This is a genomic window from Rhizobium sp. BR 314 (assembly GCF_047445805.1).
Classification (GTDB): Bacteria; Pseudomonadota; Alphaproteobacteria; order Rhizobiales; family Rhizobiaceae; genus Rhizobium; species Rhizobium lusitanum_B.
Window position 1 is genome coordinate 77,715 of the sequence record NZ_JARWLA010000007.1, and the last position, 19,103, is coordinate 96,817.

The following is a 19,103-nucleotide window of genomic DNA, read 5'->3' on the forward strand; positions in this document are numbered from 1 at the left end:
GCAACCCACCGACGAACTGGAAACCCAATGAAGAAGATAGTATTTCTCGCCGCTGCGCTGGCGGCATTCCCGATGCTTGCAAATGCCAAGTCAATCGCCTTCCCGAGTGATGCACCGGTCGCCCGCGTGACCATCCCAGACAGCTGGAAGCCGCAGGAGACGGAAACCGGCATCGACTCGAGTTCGCCGGACTCCGCCATCTACTTTTCTCTCGATGTCGCCACCGGCGATAACGTTGATAAGGTAATTGACGATGCCGTCAATTTCCTCGCCAAGAACGGTGTCAAGGTCGACGCCAGCACCCGCAAGGACGACGACAGCAACGAAGTCAACGGCATGAAGCTCTCGCTCCTGAACTGGCAGGGCACCGATAGCGATGGCGACGTCAACATCACTCTCGGCCTTCTTTCTCCGGCACCGAACAAGCTTCTCATCCTGACCTACTGGGGCTCCAAGGAGAACCAGGACAAGCACAAGCAAGAAGTGCTCGACATCGTCGGCTCCATCACGCCGGCGAAATAATGACTTTCGGCCGGAGGCTGCTATGCCGCAGCCTCCGCGTCCACAACCTTGCAGGCCCGCCCGATGGCGGCCCCTTTTCTTTGAAGCCCCTGGGGCGGGATACCTCCACTCCGCTTGTATCTGGCGCCGAAATCGTGGCATGACATAGAGACGAGCGAACCAAACCTTATGGAGTGAGCCTATGAAGAAGATCGGATTCCTTTCATTCGGCCACTGGACGCCCTCGCCGCAATCACAAACGCGCTCGGCTGCGGACACGCTTCTGCAATCGATCGATCTTGCCGTGGCTGCAGAAGAACTCGGCGCGGATGGCGCCTATTTTCGCGTACACCACTTTGCGCGACAGCTGGCCTCGCCGTTTCCGCTGCTAGCGGCAGTTGGCGCCAAGACCAGCCGCATCGAGATCGGCACCGCCGTGATCGATATGCGTTACGAAAACCCATTCTACATGGCGGAAGATGCCGGTTCGGCTGACCTGATCGCCGGCGGCCGGCTGCAGCTCGGCATCAGCCGCGGCTCCCCCGAGCAGGTCATCGACGGCTGGCGGCATTTCGGTTACGAGCCGACTGAGGGTGAGAGCGACGCCGACATGGGTCGGCGCCATGCGGAAGTGCTACTCGATATCTTGCGCGGCGAAGGCTTTGCCCAACCCAATCCGCGGCCGATGTTCCCGAACCCGCCCGGTCTGCTGCGCCTCGAACCGCATTCGGAGGGCCTGCGGGAGCGAATCTGGTGGGGGGCCAGCTCCAATGCGACCGCTACCTGGGCGGCAAGGCTCGGGATGAATCTGCAAAGCTCCACCCTAAAGGACGATGAAACCGGTCTGCCGTTCCATGTTCAGCAGGCAGATCAGATCAGGGTCTTTCGCGAGGCATGGAAAGAGGCCGGCCATAAGCGCGAGCCGCGGGTCTCGGTCAGCCGCAGCATCTTCGCGCTGGTCAATGATCTCGACCGCGCCTACTTCGGCAGCAGCGGTAAGGATTCAGACAAGGTCGGCTTCATCGACGAGAAGACGCGGGCCGTCTTCGGCCGTAGCTATGCCGCCGAGCCGGACGTACTGATCGAGGAATTGGCAAAGGATGAGGCGATTGCCGCTGCCGACACCTTGCTGCTGACCGTCCCCAACCAGTTGGGCGTGGAATACAATGCGCATGTGATCGAGTCGATCCTCAAGCACGTTGCGCCAGCTCTTGGATGGCGTTGAAGCAACGCCGCTGCGAAGCGAATTTATCTCTCAGGAAATCGTCGTAACTGCCCGCAAGACTTCATTTCTTTGCGGACAGTCTTCTTCTCAGATGCGTCGCGCTGGGACGTCTTGTTGACCTATCGCGCTGTCGGTTCGTGACGTTTCAACAGGATCTGAGCGATCAACACCAGCACGGCCATCGTCGTGGAATAAATCACCAACGGCCAAGCGCTGTCACCGTCGAGTATGGTGACTGATAGGGTTCCCACGGTGCTTACGATCATGCTCTGGATGCAGAAGTAAAATGCGACGGCAGACCCGGCCATATCGCCGAACTTAGCAAGCGCACCATTGGCCGTAACCGAAGCCGCAAACACGATGCCAACCGCCATGATCCAGACCGGCAGCAGGAAGCTTGCGAATGACGGCGAACCGAAGATCTGGCCGAATGCGAGAAATGCGGCACCGCATAGGAGCAACAGCATGCCTCGCGTCACGCAACCCGCGATGCCCCACGTCCCAACGAAGATCCCGGCGAATCGCGTCGTCGCAATCATCACACCGGCAACGGTCGCGAATGCGAGGCTAAAGCCAAGCTCCGAGTAGCCGGCATGGCCGATCAGAACACGCGGCGCGGTCGAGAAGAAGACGAAGAAGGTCCCCATAACAGCGCTGAAGGCCAAGGTGTAAACCCAGAAGGCGAAACTGGCGAAGATCGGCGAGATGGACCGCCGCGCATTCGCGGAAGCGAACGGCCGCGTTTCGTGCCACCGGACCGTCGCATTGATCGTCGCCGCCAGAGCCAGCAACGCGAGCAGCACGAAGATTGCGCGCCACCCGAACCTGTCCGCAATGACTGCCCCGGCAATCGGACCAAGTGCCGGTACGAATGAAAGAATCGCACCGAACGCGCTGTAGATGACAGCTCCTTCCTCACGATCGGCATAAACGTCGCGAACCGTTGCGAAGGTCGCGACGAGCACAGCCGAAGCACCACTTGCTTGCAACAGGCGGCATAGGACGAAGATGCCGGCGGTCGACGCGCATGCAGTTCCAATAGACGCCGCGGCGAAAAGAATCGCTCCGAGAATCAGGACAGGACGGCGGCCGACACGATCAGAAATCGGGCCGAAGATGATCTGCCCCGCGCCGAGGACAATCATGTAGCCGCTGAGTGTCAGTTGGATGACCGATGCCGAGGTGTTCAGGATGCCGGGCATCGACGGCACAACGGGAAGGTAGATATCCATGGCCAGGGAAGCGATGATATCGAAAGGCGCCATCAGCAGCAGTGCCGCTGGCGGCGAGTAGGCCCATGAAGGGCGCGTATATGTCATGAGAATATATCCGCTCGAAAGAATAATCGGGCGGCGACTGCCTACGGTCTCGGTTTGGATGGGATCGACAGGACGCCGCAACAACAAAATGAGCTGTTGCGGCTTATCTATCTGCTGACTTTAGGCTTCCCATGCCAAACGCTCCGCGGCGAAATAGTTGGTGATGATGTGGATCGCCTTAGCAGATCGAACCAAGCCTGACAATCATGCACAACCTTGGCTATAGGCCAGTGGGTGCGCTGAAATGCGCAGGTCCAGGAGCCAAAATAACCGGTCAATCTAATGAATTCTTAACCATGGCTGTGGCCTAACTGCTTGAAATTTCTTTACTGGAGCAGATCATGTCGCGTGCATCGAAAATGAACGAGTTGGACAATCGTCTCGACTTCGTAGGACTGGGGCAGGATGCCCGCCAGGCCCTGTCGGAGCTGCAGCCGATTATCGAGCTTGCCGTCAAAGGTTCTCTTGATGTCTTCTACGAGAAGATTACCAAGCACCCCGAGATGTCGAAGTTCTTTTCATCTCCGCAGCACGTGACGCATGCCAAATCCAAGCAGCAAGAGCATTGGAAGACAATCGCATCTGGCAAATATAGCCCCGACTATGTGGAGGCCGTGTCTGCTGTCGGCCGGACCCATGCCCGCCTCGGGCTCGAGCCACGGTGGTATATCGGCGGCTATGCCGTCATCCTCGAAGGCATAGTGCGAGCAGTCGTCGCCCAGCAGTTGAAGGGCATTCTGCAGCGCAAGCACGAGCAGGCTCTGTCACGGCGGCTCTCGGCCGTCATCAAGGCAGCCCTCGTCGATATGGATTTCGGCATTTCAGTCTATCTCCAGGTGCTGGCCGACGAACGCGACCGCGCCGAAACCGAGCGGGCGGCGGCTCAGCAGGAGCAACAACGCGCGCTTAACGCACTCGGCGTTGCTCTGAACGGCCTTGCAAACGGCGACCTGACGGCGGATATCACGGAAGCTCTATCGGCCGAGTTCGAAGTGCTGAAGAGCAATTATAACGAATCGCTGACATCCCTCGGGACCGCGATGCGGCACATCGAAGACTCGGTGACGCGCGTTCGCGACGAGGCCGGCTCGATCTCGTCAGCCGCCGACAATATGGCGCGGCGCACGGAACAGCAGGCATCCGCGCTCGAAGAAAGCGCGGCTGCGATCGAGCAGATTACCACCATCTCCGAGCAGACGGCAGAGCGGACGCGCGAAGTACAGGCGATTGTCAAGGAATCGGCTTCCGAAGCCGAGCGGTCGCGACAGGTCGTTCAAGAAGCGGTGTCGGCCATGGACGATATCGAAACCTCCTCGCGCAAGATGACCGACATCATTTCCGTTATCGACGATATTGCCTTCCAGACCAATCTTCTGGCACTGAATGCCGGCGTGGAAGCAGCAAGAGCCGGCGAACAGGGCAAAGGATTTGCCGTCGTCGCTCAGGAAGTCCGCGAACTGGCGCAGCGCTCCGCCACCGCCGCAAAGCAGATCAAGGACCTGATCGACCGCTCGTCGAACGACGTCCGTCGCGGCGTCGATCTGGTCAACCGTACCGGCGAAGCGCTGGAGCTGATCGGCAATCAGGTGGCCTCAATCGATCGCAATGTCGGCGCCATCGCCCGCTCTGCGCAGGAGCAGGCCGTCGGCATCAGCGAAATCAACTCCGCTGTCCGCAACATGGATCAGATGACGCAACAGAACGTGGCGCTCATGGAAGAGACCAATGCCTCGACCCGCCACCTTGCCGACATCAGCAACGAGCTTGCCGGCCTCGTCGGCCGCTTCAAGACGGTGCGCTCCGGCTCGCGGACGGGCGCCGTCAGACTGAAGCTCGCCAGCTAAGACAGCCTACGGCCGTCGCCAGCGCTTGACGGCGGGCCATTTTGAAGAGCCTCTCACCTCAGGGTTCCGGACGTAAGTCCGGGACCGTTTTCGGCTATTCGGCCTATCCCGGCATCTCCTCGATTTCCGCGATAACCCACTGGCGAAACGCCTTCATCGATGCGGTTTCTGTCCGCGACTTCAATCGCGTCAGCCAATAGCTTCCGGTCATGGCTGTGACCCCAAACGGTTGCATGATTCTGCCGGCCTCGATGTCATGCGAAAACATCGCGACAGGGACCAGCGCAACGCCAACACCGCGTGCAGCGGCTTCTACCAGCGTCAGCGACGAATCGAACATCCAGCCTCGAAGGTGGGGAGGCGGCAGCCCCGCTGCCCGGAACCAAAGCGACCATTCGTCGATCCGGTATGATCGCAGCAGTTCAAGTTCGGCAAGATCCGCGGGGATACGCAACCGCTCGCCCATGGCAGGCGTGCAAACCGGCGATAGCGGCGCATCCATCAAATGGATCGCTTCTGTGCCGTGCCATGCGCCATCGCCGAAGCGCATGAAGAAATCCAGGCCGTCCAGCACCATGTCCGCCCGGTTATTGTTGGTCTTCAGGCGCAGATCGATGTGCGGATGCTGCACCTTGAAGCCGCCAAGTCTCGGGAGAAGCCAGCCGATGGCAAAAGTACCGACGACGCCGACCGTCAGGATCTCGGCGAAATTTCCCTCCTCCAACTGGCTAAGCGTCGCGCTCATGCGGCGAAAAGCGTCGGTCAGAACCGGCAGCAACGCGTGTCCCTCGTCCGTGAGCGCCAGGCCGCGCGGCAGACGCTTGAAGAGCGTCACCCCCAGCACGTCCTCCAGCGCCTTGACCTGATGGCTGACGGCCGTCTGCGTGACCCGAAGCTCCAGACCTGCCCGCGTGAAGCTGCAATGTCGCGCTGACGCTTCGAAAACACGAAGCGCATTCAGCGGAAGCTGTGAGATGTCCATTGTGTCCTAAGCCCAAGTTTTTCTCATGCCTAAGCCCAAAATTGATCGTTTGTCTAGGGCACGAAGCAGCGGCATAGTCCGCGTCGCAAGGTGATTTGCAGGGTCTCCACGACATCCACGGGGCCTGACGCGCAAGCCCTCTGTTTAACAAAAATCGAATTGGAACCACGATGACGATCTTATTGTCACGCCGGCAGAGCCTTGCCGGCAGCTTGCTTGCACTCCCTGTTCTGGCCGGGATAAGCGGGATTGGACGCGCAGCGGACAGTGTTTCAGGGGAAGCGCAGCTTGCAGCGCTTGAAAGCAAGCACCCGGGACGCATCTGCGTCAGCATTCTCGACTTGGCAAGCGGCAGGCGCATCGAACACCGCGCGGACGAGCGCATCCTGATGTGCAGCACCTTCAAGGCCCTCTTGGCAGCCCTGGTGTTGGCGCGGGTAGACAAGGGCGAAGAAAGGCTAGATCGGCGTATTCGCTATACGAAAAGCGATCTCGTGAGTAACTCGCCGGCAACTAAAGTGAATGTCGGCAATGCCGGCATGACCGTTGCCGAACTCTGCGCAGCAACCATCACCCTCAGCGACAATGCGGCGGCAAACCTCCTGCTTGCAAGCTTTGGCGGACCGAAGGTGTTGACCGCTTTCTGCCGCAATCTCGGCGACGAAATCACACATCTCGACCGCGACGAGCCGGAATTGAACTACCACGATTCACCGGGCGACGAGCGCGACACGACGACGGCTGCGGCCATGCTGGAGAACCTGCGCCGGCTTCTGTTTACCGACGTGCTGACGCCTGCATCGCGATCGCAACTCGCCGCATGGCTGATCATGACAAAGACGGGCGACGCCCGTCTGCGTGCCGGTCTCCCCAAGGATTGGCTGGCGGGCGACAAGACGGGAACGAATGAAGACAAGTTCGGCAATGCCAACGACATCGCGGTGTTGTGGCCGTCGAACCGCTCGCCCATCATCGTCACCGCCTATTGCGAGATACCCGGAATTGCTTCGGACGAGCGCAACGCAGTCATAGCGGAGATCGGCCGTATCGCCGCGGCGATCTGAAGCCTGCAAATCGGAGGCGACAATCGCCATGGGAAGTTGCCGTCCAAATCATCTCTCTGCCGCGTCGCTCGGCGCCGTCTACCACTACAATGAGGACATCATCTTGAACATGCGTTTCAATCCATTGCGGACGCTCGGCGTTGCCGCCTGCTGCCTTGCCTATAGCGGGGTGGCTCATGCCGCAGGTCCCGGCGACCAGGACCGCCTCCGGCAGATGGTCGATGCCACCATCCGACCGCTCATGAAGGAAAATGACATTCCCGGTCTGGCTCTTGCGATCAGCATCAAGGGCGAACGCTACGTGTTCAACTACGGCGTCGCCTCGAAGGAAGCCAGTCAAAAAGTTACGAATGACACGATCTTCGAGATTGGCTCCGTCAGCAAGACTTTTACCGCAGTGCTCGCCTCCTACGCGCAAGTCAGCGGAAAGCTGTCCTTCTCAGACAAGGCGACGAAATATATGCCTGAACTTGCCGGAAGCAGCTTCGACAAGATCAGCCTGCTGGAGCTCGGCACTTACACCGCCGGCGGCCTGCCCCTGCAGTTTCCGAAAGAGGTGACCGATCAGGACAAGATGGTCGCCTATTATCGCAACTGGCATCCCTCCTACGCGCCCGGCAGCTATCGGCAGTATTCCAACCCCAGCATCGGCCTATTTGGCTATCTGGCGGCGCGAGCCATGGGCGAGCCATTCGACACGCTGATGCAGGACAAGATCCTTGCCGGCCTCGGGCTCAAGCACACCTATGTTCACGTCCCGACCACCGAGATGCGCAATTATGCCTATGGCTATTCAAAGCAGGCCAAGCCGATGCGCGTTGGCCCCGGCGCTCTTGATGCCCAGGCCTACGGCATCAAGACCACGGCCTCCGATTTGCTCAGCGTCCTCGAGACCAATATGGATAGTTCGCGGCTCAGAGACGGAACCTTGCAGCGCGCGATCGCTGAAACCCATGTCGGCCACTATAGTGTGGGGAATATGACCCAGGCTCTGGGCTGGGAGACCTACGCCTATCCAACGACGCTTGCCCGCCTGCTTGGCGGCAATTCATCCGACATGGCGCTCGAGCCGCAAAAGACAGAGCCTCTCAACTCGCCGCAACAGCAGAAAAAAGACATCCTGCTCAACAAGACAGGTTCGACAGGCGGCTTCGGCGCCTACGCGGTTTTCATTCCGGCACGGCAGACCGCTATCGTGCTGCTGGCAAACAAGAATTACCCGAACCCGGAACGCGTCAAGGCGGCATATAAGATCCTGACTGCGATCGGAAAGCTGGAGGTCACTGGCACCGCTCCATAATGGGCAGAAGCGCTCGTTCTCGCTCCATTCGCCAAACAGCCGGCTCTCGAGAAAACCTCAAGGGCCGGCTTTATTCCATCTGTTGATTTCTATCGGCTATTGGACGCCTTGCGCGGGGCAGCATCTGCCTTGGAGGCTTCTGTCCCGTTGAAAAATTCCTGCAGGAGCCGGGTAATCCGCTCTGGCGAAGTGCCCTTGGCATATTCTTCCTGCATGCGACGTCTTACCAACATTTCCAAGACTGACATGTCTTTCACCTCATCAAGCCGGCGCAAGGCAAATGTCGCTCTCATCGACACGCGAGGCAAGTTACAGTTTTTTCATAGTCTTGCGCCGCAAATGTCAAAATCCCGACCCATCACGCCCAAGCCGCTGACCGTCGCCGGATTCTAACTCAAGCGTGATCGTTATCCCCTTGCCAAATGTCGACACATCGTAGATTTGAAAGCGGCCAAACGGTCGGTTGTTTGCGCTTCGTTAACCTCAGTGCTTTAGCGGGCCACACCCCGACCTTTGGATGAGGTCGCATGCAAGGAATGAATAATGCCCGTAAAGAAGAATTCTGCCTCCGATGTTTTCCAACGCAAGATCTCGGATTTCTGTGATCTGAGGCTCGCGCCGCTGCTGCAGCCGCGCAGCTTTGAAAATCTCAAGGGCTTCATGATCGGGCTCATCGTCTTCCAGTCGCGTCCTCCACTGAGAGCCGGACGCGTGGACTTTCAGGAAATCGCAACGCTTTGCGGCATGGATGCCGAAATGAGCCCTGAGCTCAAGCGGGCAGCCCAACCCGGCTTCGATGCGATTCTTCGCTGGCTCGGAGCGACCAAGGCCAAGACGACCAGCATCACTCCCATCGCGTCCAAAAGCCCGCTGCGCGTCGTCGGCAAGACGACCATGGGCAGGCAGGCGGAACGCCGCTCTATCGCATCATAAGCCCCTGGCCGCAGCACCGGATCTTTCCCGCTGCGGCGTTCACTCCTCCTCTCGACAGATCTAGAAAAGCTCGCCAGAATAATACCAGTAGCGAACGGGGTGAAATTTTCTCCCTGCTCGCATCATGGAAAGAAGGTGCAGCTTGGCAACCGATATTATTGAGCTGATCAGGAGCGAATTCGCCGCTGCCGAGCTTGAGATCCCCCTTTACAAGCGGCTCAAGACAGCGATCGAAAGCGCCGTCCGCAGTCATGCCTTCAAACCGGGTTCGGCTCTGCCCGGTGAACGATCGCTCGCCGAAGCGCTTTCGCTCTCGCGAGTGACCGTTCGCAAGGCGCTGGCGATGCTGGAAGAGGAAGGCATGTTGAGCCGGCGACAGGGTGCACGCAGCGAAATCGGTAACCGCGTCGAGAAATCGCTGTCGACACTGACGAGCTTTTCCGAAGACCTGCGGGCGCGTGGAATGGAGCCCGGCTGTATATGGCTTTCCAAGCAATTGAGCCGCCCATCGCCAACCGAGATGATGGCGCTGGGAATCTCTGCAAACGCACAGGTCCTACGCATGCGCAGAGTGCGAACGGCGGATGGCGCCCCGATCGCCGTCGAACACGCGGCCGTGCCCGTACGCTTTCTCCCCTCGCCCTCCTCCGTCGGCGATTCCTTATATGAGGCGCTCGCCCAGCGCGGCTTTCTGCCTCGGCGAGCAGTACAGAGAATGCGAGCACGCGCCGCATCGCCCGAAGACGCGCAGCATCTACGTTGCGAGCCGGGCGCACCGATCCTGACGACGGAACGACGCTGCTTTCTGGCCGACGGCGAGATCGTCGAATATTGCGAAACGCGCTACAAAGGCGAGGTCTACGATTTCGTCTTTGAGCTTCAGAGATAATACCAGTTTAAAACCGGTTGCTTTCCAGTAACCTTCGTCTATCGTGACACTCCGAAAAGGGGTGCCGAATGCGTAAGGAAGATCTCAATCTAAGCCTAATCGTCTCATGTCAGCCGGTGCCTGATGGAGCCATGGATGAAGCCATTTTCGTCAGCGGCTTCGCTCGATCAGCCCTCGCTGCTGGAGCGCGGGCCTTGCGGATCGAGTCTTCAACCTATGTCGCAGCCGTAAGGGCAGCCGTTGACGCACCGATCATCGGCATCGTCAAGCGCGACCTTGACGACAGTCCGGTGCGCATCACCCCCTTCGTCGCGGATGTCGAGGCACTGGCCGATGCCGGAGCCGATATCATCGCCTTCGACGCCACCGATCGCCCTCGTCCGGCAACGATCGAGGCACTTCTGGCGGCCATCAAGGCGCGCGGCCTGCTTTCCATGGCGGATTGCTCGTGTCTCGATGATGCAAGACGCGCACTTGCCGCTGGCGTCGATTTTGTCGGCACGACCATGTCCGGTTATGTCGGCGGCCCGGAGCCCGTGGATCCGGATATCGCGTTGATCGCCGCCATGCGGCAACTGACGCCCCATGTGATCGCCGAGGGCCGGATCCGCACGCCTGAACAGGCGGCAGAAGCGGTCAGTGCCGGCGCTTGCGCCGTTGTCGTCGGATCGGCGATCACCAGAACCGAACATGTGACGTCGTGGTTCCACGACGCAGTCTCGGCCGCCTTCTCACAGCGAGAGGCAGCAACCTTGGCGATCGATATCGGTGGCACCAAGACGCTCGCGGCGCTCGTGCGCGGCACACAGATCCTCGCCGAAGCAATAATCCTGACCAGCCGAGAGGCTGGCCCTGATGCCTGGTTGGCCGCGATGGCCGAGCAGGCAGCATCATGGAAGGGGCAGTACGAACAGGTGGGCATCGCTGCGACCGGCCTCATTCGTGAGGGATGCTGGTCTGCGCTCAACCCGGCCACTCTAGCAATCCCCGACGACTATCCGCTGGTCGCACAGGCCAGCAAGCTGTTTGGTAAGCCAGCCTTTGCCGTCAACGACGCCCAGGCAGCCGCCTGGGGCGAATACAGGTTCGGTGCCGGCAACAACGAGGACACGGTGTTCCTGACCATTTCCACCGGGCTCGGTGGCGGCGTTGTGATCAATGGGCGACCATTGCTTGGCCTTGCCGGCCACTTCGGCCTGCTTCGTGCGCCGACCGACGGTCAATCTCCGCTGGAGGATGTCGTTTCCGGCCGCTGGATGGCGGCAAAAGCTGCGGCCTCCGGACATCCGATAGAGGCACCCGAAATATTCGAACAGGCGCGCCGTGGCGAGACGTGGGCGCAGGCGATCATCGCGCAATCGGCCGCCCGCGTCGCCCTCCTCTGCCGAGACATCCAGATGATGTTTGCTCCCAAACGCATCGTCATGGGCGGCGGCATAGGTCTGGCGCCTGGCTATCTCGAAGCCGTTCGCGCGCAGTTGACGGAGCTTCCTCACCATCTCGCGCCGCATCTGGTGGCCGCAAGCCTTGGCCCGCGAGCCGGCATCATTGGCGCCTCTGATCTCGCCGGTCGCCATCGCTAAACAAGCCTGCATACGTCAATCAACAACGATAATGAGAGGGAACTACAATGAAATTCAGGCATATATCCTCTGCGCTGCTCGCCCTGACGCTGTCGGCAACAGCACTTCCCGGCCTGGCAAACGCCAAGGTCGTCGTCCTCGGCTGGCCGGGCGGCTCAGAAGAAACGGCGCTGCGCGCCACGACAGATCTCTACAACAAGACCGCATCGGATGCCGACAAGGTCGAGCTGCTGTTCTTCAACCGCGACGGCTTCTTCGACAAGCTGCAGGCCGATATGGCAGCCGGCTCGAACGCCTTCGACGTCAATCTGGTCGCGACCTATTCGATCGGCCGCTATGCGCCTTACATGGAGCCTGTCGAGCTCAATGCCGAGGCATCAAAAGTATTCGGGGACACCGTCCTGAAGACGATGCAATTCGATGGCAAGCAATATGGCGTGCCGACGGACCTTTCGCTGCACTTCATGTACTACCGCAAGGACCTCATCGACGCGCTCATGGCCGATCCGGAAGCCAAAGCCAAATATGCCGAGATTTCCAAGAAATTCCTCGGCAAGGAGCTTGCGCCCAAGCAGCCTGACGGTTGGACCTGGGACGACTGGGCGGCCACCTCGCTCTATTTCAGCAAGCAGGTGAACCGCCGGAGCCCGGTCCGCTACGGCACCGTTCTCCAGATGAAGAACCTTCTGTTCAACATGATGGTCTTCCAATCCCTGCCGCGCTCCTATGGCGGCGACTGGACGGATGCCAGCGGCAAGGTCACGATCGATTCGGATGCATATAAGACGGCACTGAAGCTCTATAAGACGCTTTACGACGCCGGTGCTTCGCCAAAGGATTCGCTGAGCTACGAATATGCCGAAACCAATGCGGCCTACAGCTCCGGACAGGCGGCGACCGCATTGCAGTGGAATGCAGCCGCGGCCGAGCTCACCGATCCGAAGAAGTCTCCTGCCGTCGCCGACGTTACCAGCGTCGTCGCGCCGCCGGCCGGTCCGAACGGCCGCACCGACCATATTCACGGTCTTGGCCTCGGCCTGAACAAGAACGCCAAGAACAAGGAAGGTGCGGTCAAGTTCCTGACGTGGCTTTCTTCCGAGGATGCGGCTCTGGCCTATGCCCGTGCCGGCGGATCGCCCGCTCTGACGCCCGACGTCGTCGCCAAGGTGGCCAAGGAGCGCCCGGATCTGGTCAAGCTCGGCGAGTTCGCCAGCAAGTATGGCTATGTCATGACCGGCGCCACCTCGGCCAAGGCGCTATCGGTCTATGAACTGCAGGCGAAAGAATTCACCGGCTACTGGTCGGGCCAGCAGAGCCTCGAGGATGCCCTTGCCCATACCAAGACGGGCATGCAGGATCTCCTGAAGAAATAAGGGCAAAGACCGGATGCTCTAAATGGGCATCCGGTCGCTACGGCTGACACCATGGCTCTCGTAAAACGTACCGAAGGCAGGCTCTACCTGACACCGCTTGTCGGGTTTCTGCTGCTGTTTCTCGGCTTTCCGGCTCTTCTCAATCTCGTCTATTCCGTTTCGACGGTTTCATTCGAAACTTTGCGCAATCCGCAGATCAGCGGCTTTGGCAACTACGTCATCGCCTTGATGGAGCCGGCATTCTGGCAGTCGGTATGGTTCTCGTTGCGCTTCGGCATCATTACCGCCGTCAGTGAGTGCCTGCTCGGCCTTTTTCTGGCGATTTTCCTGAAACCGCTGCTATCAGCGCGGCCCGTGCTAATGGCGCCGTTGATGCTGCCGTTGATGGTCGCTCCTGCCATGGTCGGTCTGATGTACCGGCTCGTGCTGCACGAATTTGCCGGACCTGTGCCCTATTATCTGTTCGAATGGTTCGGCGACAGCCCCGCCTTCCTCGATTATACGAATGCCTTTCGCACGCTGCTCGTCATCGAGGTGCTGCAATGGACGCCTTTCGCCTTCCTGCTCTTTTACGTCTCCTATATCGCCATCCCCACAGACGTGCATGAGGCAGCAGCGCTCGACGGCGCAACCGGCCTGCAGCGGCTATGGCGCATCGACCTGCCGCTGATGATCCCGACACTCGTCGTTGCCTTCTTCATCCGCTTCATCGATGGATTCCGCGTTTTCGATAATGTCTATGCCTTGACCGGAAGCGGCGCGGGCGGCTCCACCACATCGCTTTCGATTTACATCTACCAGGCCTTCTTCAAGGAGGGCGCCATCGGCAAGGCCGTGGCGGCCTCCGTAGTGCTGTTCATCACCTCGCTTCTAGTCCTCTATGCCTTGAACTGGCTCGGCGCCCGGAGGAAGAGATAGATGCTGAAATCACTCCGCTGGATCGTCTATGGTATCGTCGTCCTTGCCATGAACTTCCCGATCATCGTTACGCTCATCACCTCGTTCAAAACAGCGCGAGAAATCTCCAGTAATGCCGGCCTATGGATCGAACAGCCGACACTCGATAACTACGTCAAAGTCTTTACGGATACCGAGCGCTTCAACATTTTCCTCTATCTTGCAAACAGCGCCGCAGTCGCCCTTATCGGCACCGCGCTTGCGATCCTGCTGTCTTTTCCGGCCGCCTATGTGATCGCGCGCAGTGAAACGGGGCAAAAGCTTCTGCTCCCGCTCGTCATCAACCTTCGCGCCGTGCCTCTCATCGTGTTCGCGATCCCGCTCTACATGATGTACCAGTGGCTCGGCCTGCTGGATACGCGGATCGGGCTAGGGCTCATCTTGACGATCGTCAATATCCCGCTTGCTCTCGTCATGCTGGTCAATGCCATCAACGACATACCGACGGAACTCGACGAGGCAGCGACGGTCGATGGCGCCAGCATCTTCCAGATCATGATCCAGGTCATCCGGCCGGTCGTGCGGCCAGCGCTCGTCACCACCTTCATCTTCGGCTTCATCACAGCCTGGAACGAATTTCTGTTCGGGTTGATGCTGACGACCAATCAAGCCGTTCCCATGACGGTCGGAGCCTCGTTCTTCTTCGCCGCCAGCGGCGGCGGTGTGCAATGGGGTATGGCGTCGGCGGTCATGATCATAGGCGCCCTGCCCCCGGCGCTCCTCGGCCTGGTGATGTACCGGCAGCTTTCGGGCTCGATGACGGCTGGCGCGGTCAAGGGCTAGGTTAGGTTTTTGAAAGCCAGGCTGAAACAGTTCGCGAAAACTGTGTGACTGCTTTCGACATGGCCCAACTCTGCAGCCGTGCCGAGAGATGGCCATATCGACGCCGGTTGGGCGCCGAGGACGCAGCATGCCCCGGCACCGTCCGGTTCGATAGGATGCCGAGCGTCAGGCAGCTCTCAGGACGACGTTGAATCCCTCCGCCTCCGACGGCGGGACGAAATAGCTGGAGATCTGCTCGAATTCGGCATCCGAGGCTGCGAAGTCGTGCGTTCCGGCTGCATTGCGGGCACGAAGGCGCGCCTTGCACACTTCGTCGGGTACATCGAGGAAATGCAGGCGATGATCGGCACCGGCTGCCTCGAAGAGCGTCCTCATCCAGGCCCGCATTGCGAGCGTGTTCGCCGGAAAATCCAATACGACAGACACCCCGGCACGGAGCAGATCCCGCACGTGGGGGCCGATGGCCTCGCGCAGTCGCCGTGAGCAACGGATGTAGTCCGCAACATCCTTCATTTCGGGACTGAACAGGCGGCTTAGCCAAAAATCCTCGCTGATAACAACGGTGGAGGGCATTCGACCCAGTTCGGCGGTAAGCGTGGATTTTCCGGCAGCGATCTTTCCGCAAAGCATATGCAGCGTCGCGCGATGAGAAGCCTGAAGAGTGCTGTTGAATTCCTGATCTGACATTTCCAACTCCGGGAGAGCCCACGAGACGGAAAAAGAAAACCCGCCTCAAGGCGGGTTTCTTTGCTTGGACAACAGATATCCGACCCACCATTCAGTGAATGGCGAGAATAATCTGCAAGCTGGTACGGCGAACGTCGTCCATGCTTTTCAATATCATGCCTTTCGTCGCTGTCAAAGACTGATCCTTTATCCCTTCGGGATTGTCCTCCTTGGACATCAGGAAGAGCTGGCTTCATCCGCTGCGGAGGAGGATCGACGCGCAGCTGGACGCCGACGAGGCATGTCGCCAAGAATTCCACCCGGGCGCACCAGCAGAATTATGCAGAGCATGACGCCGATTGCGACGATCTGCAGCGAGGCTGCGCGAGCCTGTTGTTCAGGGGAGAAGAGTGCGCTCGTCAGCGCGCCGGAGCCTGCCCAGATTGCCCAGACCACGACGCTACCGATGATGGCTCCCTTGTTGCTGCCGGAGCCACCGACGATGAGCATGACCCAGACCTGAAAGGTCAGGATCGGAAGATAGTTGTCCGGCGCGATAAAGCCGATGAAATGCGCCTGTATGGCACCGGCCAGCCCCATGATCGCACCGCCGACGGCGAAAGCCTGAACGCGATAGAAGCGCGCGCTCTTGCCGAGCGAAACGGCAGCGCGCTCATCTTCACGCAAAGCTTTCAGAACGCGTCCCCAGGGGCTGCGCGCCAAATGCTCGAGCGCAAAATATGCGATTAGCAGCACAGCGACAACAACACCGAGGTTGGCGAAGTTGAAGAGTAGCGGCGTCTCGGCAAGGCTTGCGAAGGGACGAGGAATGAAGCCGATACCGAAGGGGCCGCCGGTCAGTTTTTGCGCGTTCAACGCTACGAGCTGGACGACGACCGCGACACCGAAGGTCGTGATCGCCAGATAATCCGATTTCAACCGAAGTGTCGCCACGCCAATGATAGCCGCAGCAAGCCCCGCCACGACCATTGCGCCCAGCCAACCCACAAGGATCGGCAGATCGAAGCCGCCGAGACGCCCGGCGGTATCCGGCGTTGTCAGCAGCGCCGAGGTATAGGCGCCAATGGCGACAAAGCCGGCAAGGCCGACATTGAAAAGGCCCGTCAGTCCCCATTGTAGGTTCAGGCCAAGCGTGATGAACGAAAAGATCAGCGCCGTGGTCAGGAAGAAAGCGCCATAGCCAATAATATCCATCATCGCTCCCTCACTCCGAAAAGACCGATCGGCCGGACGAACAACACCGCCATCAGGATGATGAAGGAGATGGCTGCGCGCCATTCCGCGCCGACAAGCTGAACCGCGGCCGCTTCGGCGAGGCCGATGATCAGGCCACCGAGGACCGCGCCCGGCACGCTGCCGATGCCGCCAAGAATGGCGGCGGCAAACATCGGCAGCAGCATGTCGAAACCCATCAGCGGACGGATCTGTACGAGAATGCCGATCATGACGCCGGCAACGCAGGCGAGCCCGCCGCCGATCAGCCAGGTGACACGCACGACCTTGGCGACATCGATACCGACGACGCGGGCAAGCGCGGGATTCTGGCTGAGCGCCTGCATGGAACGGCCCGTCTGCGTCCTCGTCATCAGCATATGCACACCGAAGACCAGCAGCGCGGTGACGATCAAAAGCGCGATCTGATCGGGCGTGATGCGAATGCCAAAGCCGACGGGCATAGCAATCTGGATAGCGCGGCTGAAATAGGTCGGGCGCGAGGTGAAGAGGAACTCGAGCAGGCTGCGTAGCGCCATAGAGGCGCCGAAGCTCGCCATGACGACGATGATCGATTGGCCCTTGGCTCGCAGCCGGGCAAAGAGCACTTTGTCGAGCGCAAGGGCAAGAACGCCGGTGAAGCCCATGGCGGCGATGACCGCGACAATCAGCGGCCAGCCAAAAGAGAGCGGACCGATCGGGGCGACCTTGCCAAAGATTGCACCGATGGCGCTGACGACGGCAAGGGTCGCGTAGGTGCCCCAAGCCATCAAGTCGCCATGGGCGAAGTTCGAAAAGCGCAGGATCGAATAGGTCAGCGTCACGCCGATAGCGCCAAGGCCGATCATGGACCCCGTGAGCAATCCGTCGACGATAAACTGCAGGTTCATGCCGCACCTCCGGTTTTGGAAGCAGCCGGGCGCTGGCCGAGATAGAGCTCAGCGACGACCGGGTCGTTCCAGAGCTCCGAGGCGACCCCTTCATGCCTGTCCTTGCCCTCGACAAGCACATAGGCACGGTCGCCGATGGCAAGCGCCGCCTTGGCATTTTGCTCGACAAGCAGAATGGTGACGCCCGATTTGCGGATCTCGGTCAACATGTCGAAGACCATCGAGACGAATTTCGGTGACAGGCCGGCCGATGGTTCATCGAGAACAAGAAGCTTGGGGTGAACGATGAGGGCACGTGCGACGGCCAGCATCTGGCGCTGTCCGCCGGAAAGATTGCCGGCAGCAATCCGGCGATGGCGCGCGAGATCCGGAAAGGTCGCATACATTTCCTCAATGCGACCGGGCACTTCCTTCGGCTTCAGAATGCCGCCGGCGACCTTCAGATTGTCTTCGACCGACATTAGCGGAAAGACATTCTCCGTCTGCGGCACGAACGCAAGGCCAAGCCGCACCATAGTGTGCGCCGGCGCGCGGGTGATATCTCTGCCTGCCAGTTCCACCCTGCCGCTTTCGACCGGAACGAGACCGGCAATCGCCTTGATGAAGCTCGATTTGCCGGCACCATTAGGGCCGAGAACGACGACGATTTCCTTTTCCGCAACGGTGATCGAGGCTCCGCGCACAATCGGCACGCCGGGTTCATAGCCTGCCACGAGATCGCGAACGACAAGGACGGGCTCGCTCATGCCGCGCCTCCAAGATAAGCCTCAATAACGCGTGGATCGCGGGCGACCTCCTCTGGCGTACCCTCGCAGAGAAGCTGGCCGCTTGCCATAACGAGCACGCGATGACAGAGCCGTGTCACCATATCGATATTGTGCTCGATCAGCAGAAAGGTAACGCCGCGCTGGTTGATATCGCGGATGCGGTCGATAATGGTCTCCAGAAGCGTGGCATTGACGCCGGCAGCGGGTTCATCGAGCAGAATAAGGGCGGGATCGGCCATCATGACGCGGGCAAGCTCCAAAAGCTTGCGCTGTCCGCCGGACAGAACGCGCGCAGGTTCATGCGCCAGACGTGTCAGGTGAACGAGCTCCAGCAGTTCCATCGCCTTTGCAAGAGCTCCCCTCTCCTGCTCCGCGACCTTCCACGGGCGAAGGAAATTCGACAGCAAGCGCTCGCCCGCCTGATCTTGGGCAGCCAGCATGACATTGTCGAGAATTGTCAGATTGGGGAAAGGCCGCGGGATCTGAAATGTCCTCCCGAGGCCGCGTCCGATCCGGCGGTGCCCCGCCTCGCCCGCAACGGGCGCGCCATTCAACGTGATCTCGCCGCTGGTGGGAGCAACGCTGCCGGCCAGCAGATCGAACATCGTCGTCTTGCCGGCTCCATTCGGGCCGATCAAGCCCAGGATCTCGCCTTGCCGCACATCGAACGAAACATCGCCGACGGCGGTGAGGCCGCCGAAACGGCGCACCACGTTCTTTGCGCTCAGAACGGGCCGGGCTTCCTCCCCATTCCGTTCAGTTGTCGTACTCATGAGATCCCTCTGGCCGGAAGA

The 19,103-nt window shown here is 59.9% G+C and carries 19 protein-coding genes; 11 read left to right on the forward strand and 8 right to left on the reverse strand.

Features of this window, described 5'->3' with window-relative positions; genetic code table 11:
- Positions 1-27: 27 nt before the first annotated feature.
- Together QD461_RS12105 and QD461_RS12110 are read left to right on the forward strand one after the other, a co-directional pair.
- Positions 28-522, forward strand: a complete 495-nt coding sequence (locus tag QD461_RS12105; RefSeq protein ID WP_414087996.1) for a histidine kinase — start codon at positions 28-30, stop codon at positions 520-522.
- A gap of 181 nt (positions 523-703) precedes the next feature.
- The gene (locus QD461_RS12110; protein ID WP_414087997.1) at positions 704-1,726 is read left to right on the forward strand and encodes an LLM class flavin-dependent oxidoreductase; all 1,023 of its coding nucleotides are present in this window, start codon (positions 704-706) and stop codon (positions 1,724-1,726) included.
- 119 nt (positions 1,727-1,845) lie between these two features.
- Here the strand turns inward: QD461_RS12110 and cml are convergent, their stop codons facing one another.
- The gene (cml, locus tag QD461_RS12115; protein ID WP_414087998.1) at positions 1,846-3,045 is read right to left on the reverse strand and encodes a CmlA/FloR family chloramphenicol efflux MFS transporter; all 1,200 of its coding nucleotides are present in this window, start codon (positions 3,043-3,045) and stop codon (positions 1,846-1,848) included.
- A 341-nt stretch (positions 3,046-3,386) separates the two neighbouring features.
- Between cml and QD461_RS12120 the strand changes: the two genes are divergently transcribed.
- Positions 3,387-4,889 (forward strand): methyl-accepting chemotaxis protein, encoded by a 1,503-nt coding sequence (locus QD461_RS12120; RefSeq protein ID WP_414087999.1) that lies wholly within the window; start codon positions 3,387-3,389, stop codon positions 4,887-4,889.
- 103 nt (positions 4,890-4,992) lie between these two features.
- Here QD461_RS12120 and QD461_RS12125 read toward each other — a convergent pair whose 3' ends face one another.
- On the reverse strand, positions 4,993-5,871 hold the full coding sequence (locus QD461_RS12125; protein ID WP_414088000.1) for a LysR family transcriptional regulator: 879 nt from the start codon (positions 5,869-5,871) through the stop codon (positions 4,993-4,995).
- Between the two features lie 170 nt (positions 5,872-6,041).
- On the opposite strand from QD461_RS12125, the gene bla reads away from it, so the two are divergent.
- Entirely contained in the window at positions 6,042-6,935 is an 894-nt protein-coding gene (gene bla, locus QD461_RS12130; protein WP_414088001.1) for a class A beta-lactamase, read from the forward strand.
- A gap of 109 nt (positions 6,936-7,044) precedes the next feature.
- Positions 7,045-8,235, forward strand: coding sequence for a class C beta-lactamase (gene ampC / locus QD461_RS12135; RefSeq protein ID WP_414088132.1), 1,191 nt, complete (start codon positions 7,045-7,047; stop codon positions 8,233-8,235).
- An 89-nt stretch (positions 8,236-8,324) separates the two neighbouring features.
- On the opposite strand, the gene QD461_RS12140 is transcribed toward ampC, so the two are convergent.
- The gene (locus QD461_RS12140; protein WP_414088002.1) at positions 8,325-8,483 is read right to left on the reverse strand and encodes a hypothetical protein; all 159 of its coding nucleotides are present in this window, start codon (positions 8,481-8,483) and stop codon (positions 8,325-8,327) included.
- A gap of 295 nt (positions 8,484-8,778) precedes the next feature.
- Here QD461_RS12140 and QD461_RS12145 point away from each other — a divergent pair, with 295 nt between their 5' ends.
- The 6 genes from QD461_RS12145 to QD461_RS12170 all read left to right on the forward strand — a co-directional run bounded on the left by QD461_RS12145 (position 8,779) and on the right by QD461_RS12170 (position 14,753).
- On the forward strand, positions 8,779-9,168 hold the full coding sequence (locus QD461_RS12145; protein WP_414088003.1) for a hypothetical protein: 390 nt from the start codon (positions 8,779-8,781) through the stop codon (positions 9,166-9,168).
- Between the two features lie 142 nt (positions 9,169-9,310).
- Complete coding sequence (locus QD461_RS12150) at positions 9,311-10,057, forward strand: GntR family transcriptional regulator (protein ID WP_246806440.1); 747 nt, start codon at positions 9,311-9,313, stop codon at positions 10,055-10,057.
- A 68-nt stretch (positions 10,058-10,125) separates the two neighbouring features.
- Positions 10,126-11,640 carry a putative N-acetylmannosamine-6-phosphate 2-epimerase gene (locus tag QD461_RS12155; protein ID WP_414088004.1) on the forward strand — a complete coding sequence of 505 codons (1,515 nt, stop codon included), beginning with the start codon at positions 10,126-10,128 and terminating at the stop codon, positions 11,638-11,640.
- 47 nt (positions 11,641-11,687) lie between these two features.
- Positions 11,688-13,013: an ABC transporter substrate-binding protein gene (locus tag QD461_RS12160; protein WP_414088005.1), complete on the forward strand. Its 1,326-nt coding sequence runs from the start codon at positions 11,688-11,690 to the stop codon at positions 13,011-13,013.
- A 51-nt stretch (positions 13,014-13,064) separates the two neighbouring features.
- Complete coding sequence (locus tag QD461_RS12165; RefSeq protein ID WP_414088006.1) at positions 13,065-13,931, forward strand: carbohydrate ABC transporter permease; 867 nt, start codon at positions 13,065-13,067, stop codon at positions 13,929-13,931.
- Entirely contained in the window at positions 13,932-14,753 is an 822-nt protein-coding gene (locus QD461_RS12170; RefSeq protein WP_414088007.1) for a carbohydrate ABC transporter permease, read from the forward strand.
- Between the two features lie 165 nt (positions 14,754-14,918).
- On the opposite strand, the gene QD461_RS12175 is transcribed toward QD461_RS12170, so the two are convergent.
- The 5 genes from QD461_RS12175 to QD461_RS12195 form a co-directional block, all read right to left on the reverse strand.
- Positions 14,919-15,440, reverse strand: coding sequence for an AAA family ATPase (locus QD461_RS12175; RefSeq protein ID WP_414088008.1), 522 nt, complete (start codon positions 15,438-15,440; stop codon positions 14,919-14,921).
- Between the two features lie 216 nt (positions 15,441-15,656).
- Positions 15,657-16,637 carry a branched-chain amino acid ABC transporter permease gene (locus QD461_RS12180; RefSeq protein WP_414088009.1) on the reverse strand — a complete coding sequence of 327 codons (981 nt, stop codon included), beginning with the start codon at positions 16,635-16,637 and terminating at the stop codon, positions 15,657-15,659.
- Complete coding sequence (locus tag QD461_RS12185) at positions 16,634-17,542, reverse strand: branched-chain amino acid ABC transporter permease (RefSeq protein ID WP_414088010.1); 909 nt, start codon at positions 17,540-17,542, stop codon at positions 16,634-16,636. Before QD461_RS12185 ends, QD461_RS12180 begins: the two co-directional genes overlap by 4 nt.
- Positions 17,539-18,288: an ABC transporter ATP-binding protein gene (locus tag QD461_RS12190; protein ID WP_414088011.1), complete on the reverse strand. Its 750-nt coding sequence runs from the start codon at positions 18,286-18,288 to the stop codon at positions 17,539-17,541. The genes QD461_RS12185 and QD461_RS12190 overlap by 4 nt, the downstream gene beginning before the upstream one ends.
- Positions 18,285-19,082, reverse strand: coding sequence for an ABC transporter ATP-binding protein (locus QD461_RS12195; RefSeq protein ID WP_414088012.1), 798 nt, complete (start codon positions 19,080-19,082; stop codon positions 18,285-18,287). The genes QD461_RS12190 and QD461_RS12195 overlap by 4 nt, the downstream gene beginning before the upstream one ends.
- Between the last annotated feature and the right edge of the window lie 21 nt (positions 19,083-19,103).